Annotated in this window: 17 protein-coding genes; 7 read left to right on the forward strand and 10 right to left on the reverse strand. The window is 65.9% G+C overall.

Going from position 1 to position 16639, the window contains the following annotated elements:
• The first annotated feature begins 8 nt into the window (after positions 1-8).
• Both ACQZF9_RS18435 and ACQZF9_RS18440 read left to right on the forward strand, forming a co-directional pair.
• Positions 9-875, forward strand: coding sequence for a sterol desaturase family protein (locus ACQZF9_RS18435; RefSeq protein ID WP_428310424.1), 867 nt, complete (start codon positions 9-11; stop codon positions 873-875).
• A 68-nt stretch (positions 876-943) separates the two neighbouring features.
• A complete protein-coding gene (locus tag ACQZF9_RS18440; RefSeq protein ID WP_428310425.1) occupies positions 944-1987 on the forward strand; it encodes an AraC family transcriptional regulator ligand-binding domain-containing protein in 1044 nt (347 codons plus the stop codon).
• A gap of 4 nt (positions 1988-1991) precedes the next feature.
• Here the strand turns inward: ACQZF9_RS18440 and ACQZF9_RS18445 are convergent, their stop codons facing one another.
• Positions 1992-2486 (reverse strand): hypothetical protein, encoded by a 495-nt coding sequence (locus ACQZF9_RS18445; RefSeq protein WP_428310426.1) that lies wholly within the window; start codon positions 2484-2486, stop codon positions 1992-1994.
• Between the two features lie 245 nt (positions 2487-2731).
• On the reverse strand, positions 2732-3574 hold the full coding sequence (locus ACQZF9_RS18450; protein ID WP_428310427.1) for an SDR family NAD(P)-dependent oxidoreductase: 843 nt from the start codon (positions 3572-3574) through the stop codon (positions 2732-2734).
• A gap of 81 nt (positions 3575-3655) precedes the next feature.
• On the opposite strand from ACQZF9_RS18450, the gene ACQZF9_RS18455 reads away from it, so the two are divergent.
• Both ACQZF9_RS18455 and ACQZF9_RS18460 read left to right on the forward strand, forming a co-directional pair.
• Entirely contained in the window at positions 3656-4297 is a 642-nt protein-coding gene (locus ACQZF9_RS18455) for a TetR/AcrR family transcriptional regulator (protein WP_428310428.1), read from the forward strand.
• Positions 4298-4478: 181 nt separating this feature from the next.
• Positions 4479-5339 carry a metal-dependent hydrolase gene (locus ACQZF9_RS18460; RefSeq protein WP_428310429.1) on the forward strand — a complete coding sequence of 287 codons (861 nt, stop codon included), beginning with the start codon at positions 4479-4481 and terminating at the stop codon, positions 5337-5339.
• A gap of 105 nt (positions 5340-5444) precedes the next feature.
• On the opposite strand, the gene ACQZF9_RS18465 is transcribed toward ACQZF9_RS18460, so the two are convergent.
• Positions 5445-6290, reverse strand: coding sequence for a MerR family transcriptional regulator (locus ACQZF9_RS18465; protein WP_428310430.1), 846 nt, complete (start codon positions 6288-6290; stop codon positions 5445-5447).
• Positions 6291-6386: 96 nt separating this feature from the next.
• Here ACQZF9_RS18465 and ACQZF9_RS18470 point away from each other — a divergent pair, with 96 nt between their 5' ends.
• Complete coding sequence (locus tag ACQZF9_RS18470) at positions 6387-7238, forward strand: metal-dependent hydrolase (protein WP_428310431.1); 852 nt, start codon at positions 6387-6389, stop codon at positions 7236-7238.
• Between the two features lie 155 nt (positions 7239-7393).
• Here the strand turns inward: ACQZF9_RS18470 and ACQZF9_RS18475 are convergent, their stop codons facing one another.
• From ACQZF9_RS18475 to ACQZF9_RS18495, 5 genes are all read right to left on the reverse strand, one after another.
• On the reverse strand, positions 7394-8614 hold the full coding sequence (locus ACQZF9_RS18475) for an acyl-CoA dehydrogenase family protein (RefSeq protein WP_428310432.1): 1221 nt from the start codon (positions 8612-8614) through the stop codon (positions 7394-7396).
• A gap of 52 nt (positions 8615-8666) precedes the next feature.
• Entirely contained in the window at positions 8667-9959 is a 1293-nt protein-coding gene (locus tag ACQZF9_RS18480; protein ID WP_428313457.1) for an acyl-CoA dehydrogenase family protein, read from the reverse strand.
• A gap of 72 nt (positions 9960-10031) precedes the next feature.
• Positions 10032-10541, reverse strand: coding sequence for a hypothetical protein (locus tag ACQZF9_RS18485; protein WP_428310433.1), 510 nt, complete (start codon positions 10539-10541; stop codon positions 10032-10034).
• A gap of 147 nt (positions 10542-10688) precedes the next feature.
• A complete protein-coding gene (locus ACQZF9_RS18490; protein WP_428310434.1) occupies positions 10689-12515 on the reverse strand; it encodes a long-chain-acyl-CoA synthetase in 1827 nt (608 codons plus the stop codon).
• Positions 12512-12868 carry a hypothetical protein gene (locus ACQZF9_RS18495; RefSeq protein WP_428310435.1) on the reverse strand — a complete coding sequence of 119 codons (357 nt, stop codon included), beginning with the start codon at positions 12866-12868 and terminating at the stop codon, positions 12512-12514. Before ACQZF9_RS18495 ends, ACQZF9_RS18490 begins: the two co-directional genes overlap by 4 nt.
• 195 nt (positions 12869-13063) lie before the next feature.
• Between ACQZF9_RS18495 and ACQZF9_RS18500 the strand changes: the two genes are divergently transcribed.
• On the forward strand, positions 13064-13474 hold the full coding sequence (locus ACQZF9_RS18500; RefSeq protein ID WP_428310436.1) for a PilZ domain-containing protein: 411 nt from the start codon (positions 13064-13066) through the stop codon (positions 13472-13474).
• A 7-nt stretch (positions 13475-13481) separates the two neighbouring features.
• On the opposite strand, the gene ACQZF9_RS18505 is transcribed toward ACQZF9_RS18500, so the two are convergent.
• Positions 13482-14525, reverse strand: a complete 1044-nt coding sequence (locus ACQZF9_RS18505; RefSeq protein WP_428310437.1) for a hydrolase — start codon at positions 14523-14525, stop codon at positions 13482-13484.
• Between the two features lie 116 nt (positions 14526-14641).
• On the reverse strand, positions 14642-15106 hold the full coding sequence (locus ACQZF9_RS18510) for a phasin family protein (RefSeq protein WP_428310438.1): 465 nt from the start codon (positions 15104-15106) through the stop codon (positions 14642-14644).
• Positions 15107-15288: 182 nt separating this feature from the next.
• On the opposite strand from ACQZF9_RS18510, the gene ACQZF9_RS18515 reads away from it, so the two are divergent.
• A complete protein-coding gene (locus ACQZF9_RS18515) occupies positions 15289-16611 on the forward strand; it encodes a YihY/virulence factor BrkB family protein (RefSeq protein ID WP_428310439.1) in 1323 nt (440 codons plus the stop codon).
• Positions 16612-16639: the final 28 nt, after the last annotated feature.

The following is a 16639-nucleotide window of genomic DNA, read 5'->3' on the forward strand; positions in this document are numbered from 1 at the left end:
ATATCGCCATGTTCAGCGACCTGATCACCACGATCCAGCAGATCGGCCTCGAGAAGATTTTTCTTCTGCTGATGGCGCCTGTGTTCATCGTTTGCATGACCACGGAATTTTTCGTTCTGCGTCGGCGCCAGCAGCAGACCTACTCGGCGCACGAGACCGGCACCAACATCGTGCTGGCGCTGTCGCATGCGGTCACCGACGGCATCGCCTGGGCGGTGTTGCTGGGTTTGTTCTACGGGGTCTACCAGCACCGGCTGTTCGACATTCCGTTCAATGGCTGGACCCTGCTGCTGCTGATCGTGCTGCAGGACTTTTTCTATTACTGGTTCCATCGCGGCAGCCACCGCATCCGCTGGATGTGGGCCAGCCACGTCACCCATCACTCGTCGCAGACGATGAATCTGTCGACGGCGCTGCGCCAGAGCCTGACCTACCCGCTGTCGGGCATGTGGGCGTTCTGGCTCCCGCTGGCCTGGCTCGGCTTCAAGCCCGAGCATGTCATCCTGGTGGTCGCGGTGAATCTGGGTTACCAGTTCTTCGTCCACACCGAGGCGGTGCGTTTCATGCCGCGCTGGTTCGAAGCGGTGTTCAACACGCCGTCGCACCATCGCGTGCACCACGCGCGCAACCCGCAGTACATCGACCGCAACTACGCCGGCGTACTGGTGATCTGGGACAAGCTGTTCGGCAGCTTCGTGCCGGAACAGGAGCGCTGCGATTACGGCATCACCCGGCAGATCCACACGCGCAACCCGATCACGATGATGTTTCATGAATGGCGCGACATGTTCGGTGACCTGCGCCGCCCCGGCCCGCTGCGCACGCGGCTGAAACATCTATGGGCACCGCCCGAGTGGGTGCGGCCGCCGGAGTGAGCATCGCGGAGTGTGTGTCGCGGCGGCCAATCCGGCACACTAGGCGATCATAGAATTCAAGGGCGCCGATGCGGGATTCCGGTCAACTACTTCAGATCGTCCACGAGGGCATGGTCAAGGCCGGGCTCGACGTGGCGGCGGTCTATCTGCGGCTCGGCTACGACGCCGAAAAACTGGCGCTGCGCGATCTGCGCACGCCGCATCAGCAACAGGTTTTTTTCTGGAGCACGATCGAGTCGGTCACCAAGGACCCCGAGGTCGGCCTGCACCTGTGCCCGCACCTGCCGGTGTTCCGCGGCGAGGTGCTCGAATACCTGATGTTCAGCAGCCGCACGTTTGGCGAAGGCCTGAGCCGCTCGCTGAAATACCTGCGGCTGATTTCCGATGCGATCAACGTGCGCCTGGTCGTCGACGGCCAGGGCGCGCGCATGGCCGTGGTCAGCACCGCGGTCGACGCGCCGCAGCTGCGCCACACCGAAATCTGCGTGGTCTACGAGCTGATCCAGTTCGCCAAGGCAGTGACCGAGGATCGCTTCAAGGCCAGCCGCGTGCTGTTGCGCTGCAGCCAGCGCGCACCGCAGGCAGACTTCGACAAGGTTTTCGCCAGCCCGGTGGAATTCGGCAGCCGCGAAAGCGAAATCTGGTTCGACCCGGCGCTGCTCGACCTGGCCTCGCCGCATTCCGATCCGGACCTGCTGTTGCTGCACGAAGGCCTGGCCGAAAAGCGGCTGATGAAGCTCAAGCGCGAAGACCTGGTCGAGCGCATCCGCGGCGTGTTCGCGCAGCGGCTGGAGCTGGAAAACTGCGATCTGGAAGACGTCGCCAAGGAGCTGGACATTCCGCCGCGGCGGCTGCGCTTCGAGCTGGCGCGCGCCGGCACCAGCTTCTCGCAGATCCTCGCCGACTTCCGCTTCCACCTTGCCAAGCGGCTGCTGGCGAAGACCGACGAGGCGATCGAGAACATCGTTTATCTGACGGGGTTTTCCGAGCCGAGCACGTTCTACCGCGCGTTCAAGCGCTGGTCCGGACAGACGCCGGTGCAGTACCGCGAAAGCCGGCGCGCACGCCGCGCCGGTGCAGCGGGCGCGGCCGCGCCGGCTGCGCGCAAGTAGCGATCTAGGCCGGGCGAGCCAGTAGCGGTGCGCGCGGGAAGATCCGCGCCGCGCCGATGCCGAGCAGCACGAACAGGATCAGCACGCCGCCCTGCACCAGCGTAAAAGGCGGCTCGGCCAGAGTCGGCGCCGCCGCGCGCAGAACGTCCACCTTGCTGAAAGACTGCGCGACGCTGACGAACACCAGGAAATAGACGCTGATCGTGATCGACACCGCGTAGCTGCGCCCCCAATGCGCGAGGCGGCCACCGCTGCGCGCGTAGATCGCCACCGCCAGCGCGATCAGCGACAGGATGCCGACCGCATGTGACGGCAGGAACTTGACGAAAGGAAAACCGAAGCCGGTGACGCTGGTCGCGACCGACGTCAGCAGATACGGCACGTCGACCGCGGAGACCGACTTGCCACCGAGCAGACCGCCGATGGAAACCAGGCCGAGCAGCAGCGCGATCACGCTGAGTGCGGTGTGGATGATGGTGAACGTGGTCAGATCGAACATGGCGCTTATCCCCCGGCTGGCAACGCGGCCCCGCCGCGTCTGGCTGGCTTGGAGCCTACCCGAGCGCGGCGCCGCCGGTCTGGCATCGCCGTGCTTTTGCGAGCGGAAGATGCCAATGCCCCAGCCGAACCCGGTTCGTCCCGAGTAGCCGCTTGCGGCGTATCGAGGGGCCGGATCGCGATGCGTCCCTCGATACGCGGGCCGAGGCCCGCTACTCGGGAGGAACGGGGCGGGGCGTTTGCCGACTAGACGCCCTTCATGAACTTGCGCGCCAGGTACGACAGCACCACCTGGTAGAAGCTCGGGAAAAAGCGCACCAGCAGGTCGGTGGCCTTGGCGTCCGGCCCGACCAGCACACGGCGGGCATCGCGTTGCACCGCTTTCAGGATCGTCTGCGCCGCCGAATCGGCGGTGGTGATGAACAGCTTCTCGAAACGCGCGCCGCTCTTGCTCGCGTCCTTGACCAGCAGGCCTTCGATGCTCTTGGAGACGCGGCTGTCGCGCGCGATGTTGGTCTTGATGCCGCCCGGATGCACGCTGGTGGCGCTGACGCCGCACTTCTGCATGTCCAGCTCCTGGCGCAGCGCCTCGGTGAAGCCGCGGACCGCGAACTTGCTGGCGTTGTAGCCGCCCATGCCGGGTTGTGCGCACAGGCCGAACAGGCTCGAGGTGTTGATGATGTGGCCCTCGCCCGAGGCTTTCAGATACGGCAGGAACGCCTTGGTGCCATAGACCACACCCCAGAAGTTGATGCCCATGATCCACTCGAAGTCGGCGTATTCGACGCCTTCCATGGTCGCGCTGAGCGCGACGCCGGCGTTGTTGAAGATCAGGTTGATCTTGCCGTGCGCGGCGTTGCTGCGCGCGGCCCAGGCTTCCATCGCCTCGCGGTCGGCGACGTTGACGAGGTCGGCGGTCACGGTGACGCCATGAGCGCGCGCCAGCTCGGCGGTCTTGTTCAAGCCGTCCCGATTGACGTCGCTCAGCGCCAGGTGGCAGCCGCGCTGCGCCAGCTGCAGCGCCAATGTGCGGCCCATGCCGGAACCGGCGCCGGTGATCGCGGCAACCTTGCCCGAAAAGTCTTTCATCTCATCCCCTGTAATTTTGACAACGACTGATGTCACTTTGCATCTGACAACGCCGGGAGTCAATATGGGCCGATGGTCGAAATGGCAAAAGCGGCAAAAACCACGGGACGTTCGTATCGCGGCGCCAGCGCCGACGAGCGCCGCGACGAGCGCAAGCGCAAGCTGATCGAGGCCGGGATCAAGGTGATCGGTCGCGAGGGCTATCCGGCGACCACGGTGCGCGCGGTCTGCGCCGAAGCCGGCCTCACTGAGCGCTATTTCTACGAGGCGATCGGCGACCGCGAGCGCCTGCTCGGCGCGGTCTACGAGCACCTGGTGCAGCAGACCCAGGCCCAGATCGCACAGACCCTGCTGGCGGCCGGCAATGCGCCGCCGAGCGAGCTGGCGCGGCTGGCGCTGACCGGCTATTTCAGCGCGATGCGCGACAACCCCGACGCGGCGCGCATCCTGCTGTTCGAGATCCTCGGCGTCAGCCCGGAGGTCACGCGGCTGAGCCAGCGCGCGATCGCCGACTTCGCGCTGCTGATCCGCATGACCGCGCGCCGGTTGCCGCAGCTCGCGGTGCCGGAGCAACAGGAGGAACTGGTCACCGCCGGCCTGGTCGGCTCGGTGGTGTTCATCGCGATGAGCTGGTTTCTGGAAGGCTACAAGCGCGATCTCGACGACGTGGTCAACAGCGCGCTGTCGATCTTCAACGCCGTGGTCGCCGCGAATAACGCCTGAAAGGCGCACCTGGACGCGCGTTCAGTGCGCATTCGTTCACTGGCTCCGTTTCTACCCGTCAAATGAAATCAAGCGCTTGCCGGCGACGCCGCGGCCAGCCTGAATCGCGTCCGTACGGAATTTGACGCACTGCAGCATCTGGCAGAACGTGGGCCATCGTTCTTCGCCAGGAGGCATCGTCATGCAGGCCACCCCGATTCGTCGTGATCTCGACTTCGGCATCGACCGGATCGACCGCAAGCTGGCCGGCCGCTGGCATCCGCGCGGCGTGCCGGTCGCTCATTTCTACAATGCGATGTCGCTGTTCTTTCCCGAAGGCGAGCGCTTTTTCATTCACAGCGTGCGGCACTTCCGCGAGCGCGTCGCCGATCCCGAGCTGAAGGCCGCGATCACCGCCTTCATCGGCCAGGAGGCGATGCATGGCCGCGAGCACGACCACTACAACCAGCTGATCCGCGAAGCCGGCCTGCCGGCCGAGGCGCTGGAGCGCTACACCGCGGCGCTGCTGGGCTGGCTGAAAGACCATCTCGGGCCGAGCACGCAGCTGTCGATCACGCTGGCGCTGGAGCATTTCACCGCGATGCTGGCGCATCTGCTGCTCGCCGAGCCGACGCTGCTCGACGGCGCCGAACCGAAATTGAAGGCACTGTGGCGCTGGCATGCAGTCGAGGAAACCGAGCACAAGGCCGTGGCCTTCGACGTTTATCAGGCCGCGTTCGGCCGCGGCGCGGCGGCTTACGCGCTGCGCACCAGCCTGTTCGTCGTCGTCATGCCGCTGTTCCTGGCGCATGTGCTGGCCTATCAGGCCCAGCTGATGAAGGCCGACGAGCAGCGTCCGCGCGGCGTTCGTCAATGGCTCGAATTCGGCCGTTTTCTCGGCGGAAAACGTGGCCTGCTGACGCAGATGATCAAGCCGGGCCTGGCGTATTTTCGCCCGGGTTTCCATCCCTGGGACGACGACAATCGCGAACTGCTAGGCGCGGTCGAGGAACTCGCGGCGGCTTATGCAAAACCGGCTGCGCCGATACGCCGCGTCGCGTAACGCTTGTCTCCTTCCCCCGCGTGCGGGGGAAGGCCGGGATGGGGGCGCGCCGTGACGAATGCCCCCACCCTAGCCCTCCCCCGCAAGCGGGGGAGGGAATCAATCTCAGGGTTGACGCTGGCTCGCCTCGAACTGGTCGAGGATATGTGCCAGGCGGTCGCCCAGATGCTGGGTCGCGGAGCGCTCCATCGCGCGCGCGACTTCGGCGTTGACCGCCATCTCCACCAGCGGACGCAGCTTCCAGATCGTCGCGCCCAGGCGTGAAGCTTCGCTGGCCGGCGGCAGCCCTTTTCCGTACTGCTCGAACAGATGGCGCTCGATCAGCCGCACCATCTGGTCGGAGGCCTGCTCGACGTTCGCGCGCAGGCTGCCGAGCACGTCGAGCATTTCGTCCAGCGGAATGCCGAGCTTGACCAGCTCCGCACCGGCCGAGAGCAGCCGCGGGCTGGACACGCGAAAACGCACGCCGTCCAGCTCCAGCAGACCCAGCGCGGTGGCGCGCGTCAGCCAGCTCGGATGGAACGAGCCGCCGAACATCTCCACCAGCGCCGGCAGGCTCAGCCACGCCGGCTTTTCGTCGCCCCAGGGGCTGGATACCGCGGATTCCAGACCCAGCAGGCCGCCCAGATCCGAGCCGTTTTCCCAGGCACCGATCAGGTCGGCGATGCTGACCAGGGTGTAACCGCGGGCCAGCAGCTGGCCGATGATGCGCAGCCGCGACAGATGAGTTTCACCGTACACGCCGACACGGCCGCGCCGCTCCGGCGGCGGCACCAGGCCGCGGTCCTGGTAGGCGCGCACGTTGCGCACCGTGGTGTTCGCCGCGCGCGCCAGCTCGTCGATGCTGTATTCGGCCTCCTGCGCGGCTTCGTCCTGCCGGGGCGGCGCAGGCGGGTCCGCCTCGGCCATGCCCGGGCGGCGGCTGCGTTGGAACAGGCGGCGTTTGCTCATGCGCACATGATAAGCGAGCTTGCCGTTGCTGCCTGTTGACCTGCCCGGACGACTGTGACATTGTTCGATGGCAACGTTTCATCGCCGGAGCCAATCATGCACAACCAAGCCCCCGTCCAGCCCGTCCGCCGCGACCTGGACTTCGATATCCCGCAGCAGATCACGCCCGAAGAGGTGACCCACTGGCATGGCCAGGGCCGCCACGTCAGCCATTTCTTCAATGCACTGTCGGTGTTCTTTCCGGAAGGCGAGCGCTTCTTCATCCACAGCGTGCGCAATTACCGCGAGCGCATCACCGACCCGGCGTTGCAGCGCGACGTCCAGGGCTTCATCGGCCAGGAAGCGATGCACGGCCGCGAGCACGTCGAATACAACGAGCTGATGGATCGCGCCGGCCTGCCGGCGACCAGGCTCGATCGCTTCATCGGCGTGCTGCTGGAGCGGGTCAAGAAGATCCTCCCGAACTCGGCGCAGCTGGCCGTGACGCTGGCACTGGAACACTTCACCGCGATGCTCGCGCACTTCGTGCTGACCCAGCCCAAGGCGCTGGCCGGCAGCAATCCGCGCCTGACCGCGCTGTGGCGCTGGCATGCGCTGGAAGAAACCGAGCACAAGGCGGTGGCCTACGACGTCTACGAGAAGGCGCTCGGCAAGGGTCTCGGCGCCTACCTGCTGCGCTGCGGCGCGCTGGTCGTCGTGTCGGCGATTTTCCTCGCGCTGATGTTCGTGTTCCACATCATGATGATCCGCGCCGACAAGCAGGCGCGCGGCATCGGCGGCTGGCTCACGCTGGTCAAGTTCCTGTACTTCAGCCCGGGCGCGCTGAGCAGCCTGCTGCTGCCGTGGCTGGACTACTTCCGCCCGAACTTCCATCCCTGGGATCACGACAACCGGGAGTTGCTGGCCGAGGTTGGCCCGCTGAGCGCGACTTACGCGGCGACGCGCTAAGCGCTGCGTTTGATGCGAAAAGGCCGCAGATCCGGAAGGGTCTGCGGCTTTTTGCTGGGCTCGATTCCGGCACATGTAGGAGCGGATCCTATCCGCGACTGTGCTCTTGAAGGCTTCAGTCGCGGATAGGATCCGCTCCTACAGCACTGTTGTACCTACTTCAGCTCCGCCGACGACTTGCCCAGCAAGCGCCGCGCGATGATCAGCAACTGGATCTGCTGGGTGCCTTCGAAGATATCCAGGATCTTCGCGTCGCGCGCCCATTTCTCCAGCAGCCCGACGCCGCCGTTGCCCTCGGCGTAGCCGAGCGTGCCGCAGATTTCGACGCACTTGAGCGCGACATCGACGCAGGTGCGGCCGGCCTTGGCCTTGGCCATCGACGCATGCAGCGAATTCGGCTTGCGGTTGTCGGCCATCCACGCGGCCTGCAAGGTCAGCAGGCGCGCCGCTTCGTAATCGGCTTCGAGGCCGATCAGCGCGGCAGCCGCAGCCGATTGCAGCAGCGAAGGCTTGCTGTAGTCGACCTCGACGCCGGCGGATTCCAGCAGCTTTTTGGTTTCTTCCAGGCAGGCACGCGTCAGACCGATCGCCATCGCCGCGACCAGCGGACGCGTGTTGTCGAAGGTCTGCATCACGCCGGCGAAGCCTTTTTCGACGTTCACCTCCGGATCGCCGAGCAGGTTTTCCTTCGGTACCCGCACGTCTTTCAGCAGGAAGGCCGCGGTGTCCGACGCGCGGATGCCGAGCTTGTGTTCCAGGCGCACCAGCTCGAAACCCGGCGTGCCTTTCTCGACGACGAAGCTCTTGATCGCGGCGCGGCCGACGCTGCGATCCAGGGTTGCCCAGACCACCACCAGATCGGCGCGGTCGCCACTGGTGACGTAGATCTTCTCGCCGTTCAGAACGTAGTGATCGCCATCGAGCACCGCGGTGGTGCGAATGTTCGCCGAATCCGAGCCGCAGCCCGGCTCGGTGATCGCCATCGCCGCCCAGCGTCCCTTGAAGCGCTCCAGCTGCTCCTCGTTGGCAACACTGGCGATCGCCGAATTGCCCAGGCCCTGGCGCGGCATCGCCAGCAGCATGCCGACATCGCCCCAGCACAGCTCGATGATGCCGAGCGCGGTCGACAGGTTGGAGCCGTTCTTATTTTCGCCGCTGTCCATCGTGTCGCGACGCACGCCGGCCGCGCCGGCACCACCGCCGGCACCGGCGGCGTTCATGCCGTCCATCACCGAAGCGAGCATGTCGAGTTCTTTCGGATAGGCGTGCTCGGCCCTGTCGTACTTGCGCGAGTTCGCCCGGAACACTTCGAGCGCGACCTGATGCGCCTGATCGACCAGCGGACGGAATTTCTTCGGCGTTTCGAGATTCATCATGTTGTGTTCCTTGTCTGAGCCTAGCCAGGTTGAAACCCGGGTTGCACCCGGGCTACACCAACAGCACGCCTTCCATCATTCCGGCGGCACGCAGATCGCGATACCAGCGCTCGACCGGATACTCCTTGGTGAACCCGTGACCGCCGAGCAGCTGCACGCCGTCGGAGCCGATCGCCATGCCCTTGTCGGCGCACAGGCGCCGCGCCAGCGCGACGTCGCGCACGAAGTCCTGGCCCTGATCGGCGCGGCTCGCCGCGCGCAAGGTCAGCAGGCGCATGCCTTCGAGTTCGATGCCGACATTGGCCACCGCAAACGCGACCGCCTGACGATGGCTGATCGGCTCGCCGAACGCGACGCGATCGTTGACGTAGGGGATCAGGTAATCGAGCACCGCCTGGCCGGTGCCGACCGCGAGCGCGCACCAGGCCAGGCGCGACAGCGCGATACATTCGTCATACACCGCGGCGGCGCCCTCGCCGATCAGTGCGTTTGCACTCAGCTGCACGTCGCTGAGCTTGAGTTGCGCGGTCGCCGCCGCGCGCAGGCCCATCGCCGGCTCGGCCTCGATGCTCAGCCCGGCGGTCTTGCTCTCGACGATGAACAGCGCGCTCTGACCTTCGAGATCGGCGGCGATGATGAACAGCTCGGCCTCCGCCGCGCGCGGCACCATCGACTTCAATCCGTTCAACACGAAGCCGCCGGCGACGCGCGTCGCCTTCGTCGACAGCACCTGCGCGTCGAACAGCGGCCTGGGTTCCATCACCGCCAGAGCGGCGACCGGCGGGTTATCGCCGACGAAAGCCGGCAGATACGTCGCCTGCTGCTGCTCGTCGCCCCACAGCACCAGCGCGGTGCTGACCGCGGTCGGCGCGAGACAGGCCACGGCGAGGCTGAGATCGCCCTGCGCCAGCGCCTCGGCGACCAGCACATTGGTCATCGCGCTGCGCTCGCTGCCGGCGCCGCCGAGCTCTTCCGGCACGCCGAGGATGCCGACGCCGAGTTCCGAGGCCGCAGCCAGCAGCTCAGGCGAAGCCTTGCAGTCGAAGTCGGCTTTCTGCCCGGCGTCGCGCAACTGCTCCAGCGCAAAACTCTGCGCCGCTTCGCGCAGCATCTGCTGATCTTCCGACGGCGTCAGATCGAACAGCTCGGGACGCGCGGTGCGCGGCAACCGGGCCGGCTTGATCAGCTTCTGCGTCGCCTTGAACTGGCGGCCGGCAAACGTGGCGACCTGAAAGCCGGTCTTCGACGCCTGATACAGCCAGCGCTCGGTGGATTTGCGCAGGCCGAGCTGATCGACCAGCGGCAGCTGGGCAAAGCGGTTGAGCACGCGCAGGCCCAGGCCCATGACGTTCTGCATGCTGATCTCTCCAATGATTTCGTGAGTCGGGCCGTCCCCGGCCGATGTTGCCGCCGCGCGCTATTTGGCGGCGGCTTTCTTCTTTGCCGGCGCTGCGGCTTTCTGGTCGAGCAGCGCGTCGCGCGTACGTTCGAGGAAAGTCTCGACCAGATGGATGAACTTGCCCTGGATGAACGGCGGTGCGACCAGCCGATAGATCAGCGGCACCGGCACGTCGCGCAACTCGCCGTCGACCTTGAAGCTGATCTCGCTGCCGCTCTTGTGCTCGCGCACACGAAACACGCCGGCAATGCTGGCGTTGCCCTTGTTCGACAAAGGCTTCCACGACAGCTCGCTGCCATCGGCACTGCGCTGGTAGTGCGCGCCATAGGTCACGTCGTGCGCGATCTTGGCCATGCGCGAGCCAATCGTGCTCAGCTCCCAGACGTATTGGTCCTTGGCGACCTTGGTCAGCTTCTTCAGCTTGGGAAAGCGCGCCACCGTGCTTTCGATGTCATCGAACAGCGGCCGTACTTTTTCCGGTGGCAGCGGGATGACGATGCTGCGCTCGATCTCGATATCGACTTTCATTGGTACTCCTCGGCGATGCATGCAGGTTCACAGCTTGCGTGGCGCGCCACATTGGCCGCGTTCACTGCGGCCTGCGGCAGCGCCGTCAAGCAGTGGCGCGATCGTCAGTTGAAGGGAAGTAGAGGGAAGGCAAGCGAACCAAGGCGCTCAAAAGCGCCAGTCTCCGCGCTGCAGGCTGGCGTAGCAGTCGTCGCTGAGCGGCACATAGGCGCCGCCTTGCAGCACGTACAGCGGATCGCCGACCTTGGCCGGGTCGTAAGCCTCGCGCTTCAAATCGACCTTGCGATGCTTGAAGGTCGAAGTCGTGACCTGGTCGTGACGCAGGCGCAGGAACAGCGGCACCGCATACGCCGGCAGACGCTGGTGCATCTGCTGCGCCAGTGCGGCGCCGTCGAAGGCTGCCGTGTTCAGACTCAGCGAGGCCATGCCGGCGCGGCCGTCCATGCCCGGCAATTGCACGCCGTAAACCACCGCCTCCTCGACGCCGGCGTAGGTGCAAAGCGCCGCCTCGACTTCGGTGGTCGCGACGTTCTCGCCCTTCCAACGGAAGGTGTCGCCGACGCGATCGACGAACTGGATGTGCTTGTAGCCCTGATCGCGCACCAGGTCGCCGGTGTTGAACCAGCAATCGCCGGGCTTGAACACGTTGCGGAACAGCTTGGTCTCGCTGGCCTTGGCGTCGGTATAGCCGTCGAAAGGCGCGCTCTTGGTGACTTCGCCGAGCAGCAGGCCGACGCCGCCGGACTCGACCTTGATCATGTGGTTCTTGGCATCGCGTAGCGGCTGTTCGGCATCCGCGTCGAACTTGACGATGGCATAGGACAGCGGGCAGTAGCCGGCGGTGCGCGACATGCTCCAGGCATTGACGAACGCCAGGTTGGATTCGCTGGCTGAGTAGAACTCGCAGATCCGCTCTATGCCGAAGCGCTGCTGGAACGCGTCCCAGATATCCGGGCGCAGGCCGTTGCCGACGATGACACGCACCTTGTGATCGCGATCCTGCGGCGATGGCGGGCGGTTCAGCAGGTAGCGGCACAGCTCGCCGATGTAGCAGAAGCTGGTCGAGCCGGTGGCGCGGATTTCGTCCCAGAAACGCGAGGCCGAAAACTTGCGTGACACCGCCAGGCCCGCGCCCCGCGCCAGCACCGCGCCCCAGGACACGGTCAGCGCGTTGTTGTGATACAGCGGCAAACAGCAGTAAAGAATGTCGTCCTGGTGCAGCCGCACCGCGGATTCGGCCATACCGGCCATGCCACGTATCCAGCGGAAATGCGACATCACCGAAGCCTTCGGCAGGCCGGTGGTGCCGGAAGTGAAGATGTAGAACGCCGGCGACTTCAGCAGGATCTTCGCCGTCTCCGGCGGATTCGTAACCGCGGCGCTTGCCAGCAGCGGACGCAGCGCGATGAAGCCTTCGGGCGCGGCGTTGTCGCCATCCCACAGCACGCTCAGCGGGGCGCCGGATGCCGGCAGGTAGCTCGCCGAGGCCATCGCCTCGCGGCATTCCTCGCCGAGGATCACCAGGCTGGCCTTGGTCAGCTTCAGGCTGTGCGTCAGCGCGTCGCCGCGCTGCTGGTGATTGAGCATGCCGGCGATCGCGCCGAGCTTGAGCACCGCCGCCACGCAGATCAGCACCTCGGCGCGGTTCTCCATCAGGATCGCGACCGCGTCGCCGGGCTTGATGCCATGGGCACGCAGCACCGAGGCGACACGATTGGCCTGGGCGTTGAACTCGGCATAACTCCAGCGCTGGCCCTCGAAGCTCAGCGCCAGCGCGTTCGGCCGCGCCTTGGCATGGCCCTCGATCAGCGAGCCGATCGAGCCCGGAGCATCGTGCTTCAAGGTCGCCAGCCGGAACAGTCCGCGCAGCACGCCGGGCAGCTCCGGCACCATGCGCAGGCCGCTGACGAGCATGTCGCCCAGGCGGATACGGTCCGTGCCGCGGTCGGCTACGGCGTCGGCAGTTGAGCTCATGCGGTCTTTTTGGGCTTGGTGATCTGCAGCGCTTCGTCGAGATAGTCGGCGACCTGCTTGAACTGCTCCGGCGTCAGCTTGGGCAGCACCTGGCGCAGCGCCATGCGGATAGTCTTGCCGGTGCTGCGGATGCCCAGATCGATCATGCCGCGCGAGGCCAGGCCGAGCTTGAACGCCTCGGCCGGGCGCGCGAAGAAATAGCGCATCGTGAAATCGGTCAGATCGACGATCAGCTCGCTGACCTCGTCGCTCTTGTCAGGGCCGAGTTTGCCGCTGCGCAGCGCAGCGGACACGGCGACGGCGCGAGCGCCGAGTTCCGCCGACAGCGGCGCGTTGAGATGGTAATGGGTCATGAGTGCCGCGATCCTCCAGCTTGTTTGGGGGCGCGAACAGGGCGGCTCGGCCAATCGCGCCTGGCGTGGCAGCCAAAACTGCAGATTGCCGGCGCGCGGCCGATACGCAGTTGTAGCCCTCTCCCGACCCGATCACCCGGAACCGTCGTCCGTCCGAATGAATACCTCCCCATTCTGCGCCTCGGCAACTCGCTCATGACAGACGTCCAGCGTCGCAGCGTGTTCCGCGTGCCGGTCGCCGACCCGGGCCTGCTCAGCGCGGCGCTGTTCGACGATCAGGGCGAAGCGGTCGGTGCCATCGTGCTCGACCTGTCGCGCTCCGGCATCGGCGCGCGGCTGCCGGCCGGGGTGCAGGTCTCGCGCGGCGTGCGGCTGCGCTGCCGCGTCACGTTCGAGGAGGCCGAGCTGGATACCGAAGTCACCGTGCGCAACTGCGTGCGCAACGAAACCTCGACGCGCCTGGGCATGGAGTTCACCGCACTGGCGCCGCTGCAGGATTCGATCCTGAGTCGCGCGGTTTTCCGGCTGCAGCGCTATCTGCTGCGCCGTCAGCAGACCCGGGCGGTACCGCGGACCACGCGGCTGTACAGCCGGGCGATGGCATAGCCCGGGTTCAACTCAAGGGGCCGCGAGAGGCATCACGCCCCAGCGCCGCCTGCAGCTGATCGGCGATCCGCCGCTCCAACCACCAATCCGGCCGGCCGAAGCCGTCGCGGCCGATGAAGCCGACGTGACCGCCGTGCTCCGACAGTTCCAAAGTCACCGATGCGGCCAGCGCCGCCGCACCCGGCACGGAGTCGCGCTGCATGAAGGGATCGTCCAGCGCGTGCACGATCAGGGTGGGCTTGCGGATATCGCCGAGCACCGCGCCGCAGCTGGTGCGCGCGTAGTAGTTCAGCGCGTCGCCGAAGCCGTTCAACGGCGCGGTAAAGGCGTCGTCGAATTCGATGAAGCTGCGCGCGCTCAGCACGCGCGGCACATCAATGAAGTCCGGCAGCGGCCGGAACGCCTGTTTGCGCCTGACGATGTCTTTCAATCCGCTCAGCAGATGGCGCTGGTACACGCGCGAGAAGCCGCGGTTCAAACGCTCGGCGCATTCGAGCAGACGGAACGGCACGCTGGCCGCGACCGCGACACTGACCGGGCAGTGCTCGCCCTCCTCGGCCAGCGCGCGCAGCAGGATATTGCCGCCCATCGACCAGCCGACGGCCGCGATCGGCGTGTACGGCTCGGCGGCATGCAGCCGCTGCCAGACCCAGCGCAGATCGACGGTGTCGCCGTGGTGATAGCAGCGCGGCAGCCGGTTCGGCTCCTTGCCGGCGCCGCGCAGCTGCAGCATCACCGCGCGCCAGCCGAGGGCGTCCAGCTTCATCGCCAGGCCGCGCAGATATTTCGAGTCGAAGCCGCCGCCGAGGCCGTGCAACAGCACCGCGATCGGACCATCACGATTCTGCTCGCCGACCCAGCCCAGATCGACGAAATCGCCGTCCGGCGTCTGCAGCCGTTCGACACGAATCGCCGGCTGCGGTGTCGGCCGGATCAGCATCGGGGCGATGGTCTGCTGGTGCGCATGGCGCAGCAGCGGGTGCGGCCGGAAACCGCTTTGCAGGACACGTCCGATCCCGGTTTCGGACGGCGGCGCTAACGATGGCGACATGGAGTTCTTAGGCTCAAGGTTGCGTGATTCTGCCCTGCCCCTGGAACGCGCCAACAAAAAAGGGCCGAAGCGCGATCGCGCTCCAGCCCTTCTGGTACCACGTGCCGCTTTAAAGCTTAGGCGGCCTTCTTGGTCGCGCGCTTCTTGGCCGGTGCCTTCTTGGCAGCGGCCTTCTTCGCCGGTGCCTTGCCGGCAACCGGGGCGCCGCTGAGCTTGGCGCTGACCGAGGCGTAGCCCTTCTTGACGATCTTCACGACTTCGCCGCTGGTCTTGGTGACGGTGGTGACGGTGTCGTTGTAGGCCGAGACGACGCGCTCGCGGCCGTCCGGCAGGTAGTCGATCGGCGCGGCGGCAACGGCCTTCAGACCGGCGCTCTTGGCCTTCTCGAAGCTGCTCTGCAAGGTCGCGAGCAGATCCTTGCCGGCTTCGATCTGGGTCTTGACCACGGTCTGCACGCCGTCGACGACGACGTCGTTGGCCTTCAGCAGCGCATCGACCGACACGGTCACCACTTCCTGGCCCTTGGCAACCAGCGGTTCAACACGGCCCTTCACATCGTTCACGATCGTCTGCACAGTCATCACTTCACTCCTTAACAAGAAAAAGATCGGCGGGGGCGCCTATCGAAAAAACCCAAGCCAAAATGGAAAGCGATGTTGCACTGCAACAACGCGACCAGTGCAGAGTATTTTTGCAGTGCAGCAAAGTCAAGCCTCAGCCGAGCAACGGCGGGCGCTCAGCATTGGGCCTTAGGATTACCGACATGAAGCCGTCCCTGATCCATCGGTTGCGCGAAGCGGTATGGCGCGAACGAGCGCTGCACACGCGGCACCAGCGCGTGCTGATGCGCTGCGCCCGCTACCTTTACGCGGTGATCCGCGACCTGCTCGCCGGCGACCTGTCGCTGCGCGCGATGAGCCTGGTCTACACCACGCTGCTGTCGATCGTGCCGCTGCTGGCGCTGGGTTTCTCAGTGCTCAAGGCGCTGGGTGCACACAACAGCCTGGAACCGGTGCTGATCGAATTCCTGCGCCCGCTGGGGCCGCAGGCGACCGAGATCTCGGCCAAGGTGATGGCCTTCGTCGAGAAGATCCAGGTCGGCGTGCTCGGCTCGGTCGGCATTGCGCTGCTGTTCTACACCGCGATTTCGCTGATCCAGAAAGTCGAGTCCAGCTTCAATTTCATCTGGCGCATCGAGCATCAGCGCTCGTTCGCGCAACGCCTGGGCGAATACTTCGGCGTGCTGATGGTCGGGCCGGTGCTGGTGTTCGCCGCGCTCGGTCTGACCGCCACGGTGCTGAAGAGCACCGTGGTCGCGGACATCGCCGCCTACGAGCCTTTCGGCTGGCTGATCTACCTGATCGCGCGGACCATTCCGTATTTGATCATCGTCGGCCTTTTCAGCTTCCTGTACAGCTTTCTGGTCAACGCCAAGGTTCGCTGGAATGCGGCGCTGGCCGGCGGCCTGACCGCGGGCGTGCTGTGGCAGACCGGCAGCCTGCTGTTCGCTTCCTTCGTCGCCAACGCCAGCAACTACAACGCGGTGTATTCGGGTTTCGCGATCGGCATTTTTCTGCTGATCTGGATCTATGTCGGCTGGCTGATCCTGCTGATCGGCTGCCAGCTCGCCTTCTACGTGCAGAACCCACGGCACCTGGACCCGGTGCGCCGCGCCACCCAGATCGCCGGCCGCGAGGCCGAGTATCTGGCGCTGACGATCATGGCGATGGCGGCGCAGCGCTACATCCAGGGCGACAAGGGCCTGACCCAGGACGACCTGATCGAGGGCATCGACGCGCCGCCGGAGAACATCACCCATGTCGTCGAAGCGCTGATCGAAAGCAGCTACCTGATCGAGTCCGGCCCGGCACGCGCGCTGCTGCTGCCGGCGCGCGATCCGGCGTCGATCCAGCTGGCGGCGATGTGGCGCGCGCTGCGCACCCACGGCATGGTGGTGAAAGTGCGCGGCCCGCTCGGCCATCGGGTCGCGGCGCTGCTCGACGCCGCCGAAGGCAGCTTCCACGCCAGCGGCGGTGATCTGAACCTGCGCGACTGGCTGGCACAGGCCGCGCCCGAAAAGCCGTAAGCGACATACCGCGAAACGAGCCGGCGAA

It is taken from the genome of Hydrocarboniphaga sp., from assembly GCF_965279055.1.
In the GTDB taxonomy this organism is placed as follows: Bacteria; Pseudomonadota; Gammaproteobacteria; order Nevskiales; family Nevskiaceae; genus Hydrocarboniphaga.

Excerpts from the sequence above, each read along its gene's own strand:
- ACQZF9_RS18435 (WP_428310424.1), top strand. The coding sequence starts at position 9 with ATGTTCAGCGACCTGATCACCACGATCCAGCAGATCGGCCTCGAGAAG.
- ACQZF9_RS18440 (WP_428310425.1), top strand. The coding sequence starts at position 944 with ATGCGGGATTCCGGTCAACTACTTCAGATCGTCCACGAGGGCATGGTC.
- ACQZF9_RS18445 (WP_428310426.1), bottom strand. The coding sequence starts at position 2,486 with ATGTTCGATCTGACCACGTTCACCATCATCCACACCGCACTCAGCGTG.
- ACQZF9_RS18450 (WP_428310427.1), bottom strand. The coding sequence starts at position 3,574 with ATGAAAGACTTTTCGGGCAAGGTTGCCGCGATCACCGGCGCCGGTTCC.
- ACQZF9_RS18455 (WP_428310428.1), top strand. The coding sequence starts at position 3,656 with ATGGCAAAAGCGGCAAAAACCACGGGACGTTCGTATCGCGGCGCCAGC.
- ACQZF9_RS18460 (WP_428310429.1), top strand. The coding sequence starts at position 4,479 with ATGCAGGCCACCCCGATTCGTCGTGATCTCGACTTCGGCATCGACCGG.
- ACQZF9_RS18465 (WP_428310430.1), bottom strand. The coding sequence starts at position 6,290 with ATGAGCAAACGCCGCCTGTTCCAACGCAGCCGCCGCCCGGGCATGGCC.
- ACQZF9_RS18470 (WP_428310431.1), top strand. The coding sequence starts at position 6,387 with ATGCACAACCAAGCCCCCGTCCAGCCCGTCCGCCGCGACCTGGACTTC.
- ACQZF9_RS18475 (WP_428310432.1), bottom strand. The coding sequence starts at position 8,614 with ATGATGAATCTCGAAACGCCGAAGAAATTCCGTCCGCTGGTCGATCAG.
- ACQZF9_RS18480 (WP_428313457.1), bottom strand. The coding sequence starts at position 9,959 with ATGGGCCTGGGCCTGCGCGTGCTCAACCGCTTTGCCCAGCTGCCGCTG.
- ACQZF9_RS18485 (WP_428310433.1), bottom strand. The coding sequence starts at position 10,541 with ATGAAAGTCGATATCGAGATCGAGCGCAGCATCGTCATCCCGCTGCCA.
- ACQZF9_RS18490 (WP_428310434.1), bottom strand. The coding sequence starts at position 12,515 with ATGAGCTCAACTGCCGACGCCGTAGCCGACCGCGGCACGGACCGTATC.
- ACQZF9_RS18495 (WP_428310435.1), bottom strand. The coding sequence starts at position 12,868 with ATGACCCATTACCATCTCAACGCGCCGCTGTCGGCGGAACTCGGCGCT.
- ACQZF9_RS18500 (WP_428310436.1), top strand. The coding sequence starts at position 13,064 with ATGACAGACGTCCAGCGTCGCAGCGTGTTCCGCGTGCCGGTCGCCGAC.
- ACQZF9_RS18505 (WP_428310437.1), bottom strand. The coding sequence starts at position 14,525 with ATGTCGCCATCGTTAGCGCCGCCGTCCGAAACCGGGATCGGACGTGTC.
- ACQZF9_RS18510 (WP_428310438.1), bottom strand. The coding sequence starts at position 15,106 with ATGACTGTGCAGACGATCGTGAACGATGTGAAGGGCCGTGTTGAACCG.
- ACQZF9_RS18515 (WP_428310439.1), top strand. The coding sequence starts at position 15,289 with ATGAAGCCGTCCCTGATCCATCGGTTGCGCGAAGCGGTATGGCGCGAA.